Origin of the sequence: Mangrovimonas xylaniphaga (assembly GCF_001280435.1) — a bacterium.
GTDB classification, from domain to species: Bacteria; Bacteroidota; Bacteroidia; order Flavobacteriales; family Flavobacteriaceae; genus Mangrovimonas_A; species Mangrovimonas_A xylaniphaga.
Genome location: NZ_LBIP01000040.1, coordinates 1 through 2,687, shown reverse-complemented (window position 1 = coordinate 2,687; position 2,687 = coordinate 1). Strand labels below are relative to the sequence as shown.

The window sequence follows — 2,687 nt, the reverse complement described above, 5'->3', positions numbered from 1 at the left end:
ATGCTCTTTTAAATGCTTTTTTTGCACCTTTTTAGTTTCTATGTTATTAAAACCACCAGAGTCATTTTGAGTATATTTTTTAATCAAATATTTGGTCATATAGCGTTATCAAATGTTTGCCAACGGTTTGTGTATAGTTTCGTTGCGTGAAAATCCGCAGGATTTTCGTGTTAAGAAACTAAGATAGCAAAGTTGCGAGGATTTTCCGCGAGGAAAATCGGAAGCAATGAATTATACACGGTGTTGTAGCCTGTTTTTATCCTTTAATAATTATCGATTCTAATTTGTTGTCACTGTACTTTGGTATAATACAAATCATGTCTTCGGCAAACCTGTTAATCAGTTCGTCTATGTTTGATAGTTTTTGAGTATATTGAATTTGACCTCGCTCTCGGTAATAGTATAAAAAGTCATTTTCTTTTTTTAAAGTCCAAAATCCATCCAATTGATTTAGCGTTATACTTTTATCGTTTAAAATGTTTTTGTTGAGTTTAATGTAATTTACTAAGTCTTGCTTAGTTACTGTGAAAATGTAATCAAAGTATTTTGTGGGAATAGGAGCTATTTGAAGTCGTTCGTGTAACAAAAAAAAGTTGCCATTGTAAATCATCTCAAGTTGTTCTGTTTCAGAAAACACAGGAAATCCATTGGTAATAAAGGCATCTAACTTAGCTTTATCACGCTTGTCGCTTTTTTGATTAATATATCTGTTAATCAAAAATATAGAAGGAAGTATTAAGAGAATTATTAGTAAATATTCCATTTTAATTGGCTACAACGGTTTGTGTATAGTTTCGTTGCGTGAAAATCCGTAGGATTTTCGGGTTAAGAAACTAAGATAGTAAAGTTGCGAGGATTTTCCGTGAGGAAAATCGGAAGCAATGAATTATACACGGTGTTGCCATTTCGTTTTTTTTATCAAGGAAACCTCATTAATAAAACTTTTAGTCTTTTGATTAGTACTTCATCTTGCAGACATTCTATTGGAGTCAATTCATCAAGGTCAGGAACTTTTGAATAAATCCAACCAATACTATTTTGTCCTAAATGATAATGGATTACCTGAGCAAAGTCAAGTCGGTTTTCCAAATACCCTAGTAATTTTGTTTCAAAGTCAGAATTGGTCCAATAAAGCGAAAAATGACTTGAATATCTTTTCCAAGATTCTTCATCATTAAAGTATTGTTCTAATTTTTTCATTTTTTTTAATCACAGAGAAAATCAGTCTGGTTTATTTTCGATTATTTACATAAAGTGTTAGTCCGTAGTAAATAAGTCCCATTAAGATTATTTTAAAGATAACAGGAGATGATTCAAGACTAGTGTTAATAATTACAAGTGAAATCATCATGTTGGCTAAAAAGAAACTTATTATAATCCTAATAAATGTAATTTTTAAATATCTCATTAATCAATTTTTAGCATTGAGGGAGCATTATAATGAATGGCAACGGTTTGGCTATGGTTTCGTTGCGTGAAAATCCGCGAGGATTTTCCGCCGTAAACCGAAGATAGCAAATTTGCGAGGACTTTTCGTGAGGAAAGTCAGAAGCAATGAGCTATAGCCGGTGTTGGCAAATCGTTTTTTGTTTATAGACAACTGCAACCAAATAAGTCAATTTCATCATACCACAAGTAAATGATTTCATTTTCTGGGTTTATAAAAATCAACGCTCTGGAAGGAGTGTCTAATTCGTTATTAATTGGAAACGTATCTGCATAAATAAAATACAAATTATCAGTTCCCTTTATTCTTGCAAATGTCTTTTGAAGTTCCGTACTATTTGGACAATCAAGACATTCTTTTTTGTAATCACTTTTTAGAAGCGAATCTATTTTTTCATTATTCTCAAAAACTAAATCAATTTTGTACTTGCTACTGAAAAGGACTTTATCATTTTTAGAGATAGAAATTGTGTCAATTGAGTATTCGTAATATTCCAAACATTCATCAATATAAGCTCCCAATTCCATTATTTTAGTCGAACCAATCTTATTTGTCGTATAATAATTAATACTTGGTTTGGATTTGTTTTTAAATAAAGAATCTAAAAGCATTGGATAGAATTTAATCTTCCCGAAATAATCCATTGTATTTTCTTTAATAGTGTCAAATTTATCAATCAAGTCCATTTCCTTTGAAATAGGGATAAGTTTATTTCCTATTTGTTTATATTTTGGAAAAGTCAATATTCCAATTTCTGTAATAGAAAGTCTAAAAATTGGGGCAAGAACATTTTCAAAAGCTAATTTCTCTTGTTTTTGATTCTTTAGAGCATTTAAGAATTCTAAATTGTTTTCAGTAAGTTGGTTTTTAGATATTATGTCATCAATATATTTGACTTTTATTGAGTCATTTGGAAATCTGTTCATCCAATATCTGTCGCAATCAGATAATTCAGGTTCGGATTTATTCTCCTTAATTTCTACTGAACTTTTTTCAGAAACCGTTTCTTTTTCGTTTACAATTTTATTATTTTCTTGAGTTTGATTTTTACAAGAAATTAGAAATGTTAAACCTAATAATATTGATAATTTGAATCTCATTCTAAATGTTTGCCAACGGTTTGTGTATAGTTTCGTCGCGTGAAAATCCGCAGGATTCTCGTGTTAAGAAACTAAGATAGTAAAGTTGCGAGGATTTTCCGTGAGGAAAATCAGAAGCAATGAATTATACACGTTGTTGG

At 30.4% G+C, this 2,687-nt stretch carries 3 protein-coding genes; all 3 read right to left on the bottom strand.

From position 1 onward, the window contains the following. Positions 1 to 256 precede the first annotated feature (256 nt). Positions 257 to 763, bottom strand: a complete 507-nt coding sequence (locus tag ZA06_RS16680; protein WP_053978628.1) for a hypothetical protein — start codon at positions 761 to 763, stop codon at positions 257 to 259. Positions 764 to 918: 155 nt separating this feature from the next. Further along, positions 919 to 1,200, bottom strand: a complete 282-nt coding sequence (locus ZA06_RS16675; protein ID WP_053978627.1) for a hypothetical protein — start codon at positions 1,198 to 1,200, stop codon at positions 919 to 921. A gap of 390 nt (positions 1,201 to 1,590) precedes the next feature. Then, positions 1,591 to 2,547, bottom strand: a complete 957-nt coding sequence (locus tag ZA06_RS16670) for a hypothetical protein (RefSeq protein ID WP_053978626.1) — start codon at positions 2,545 to 2,547, stop codon at positions 1,591 to 1,593. Between the last annotated feature and the right edge of the window lie 140 nt (positions 2,548 to 2,687).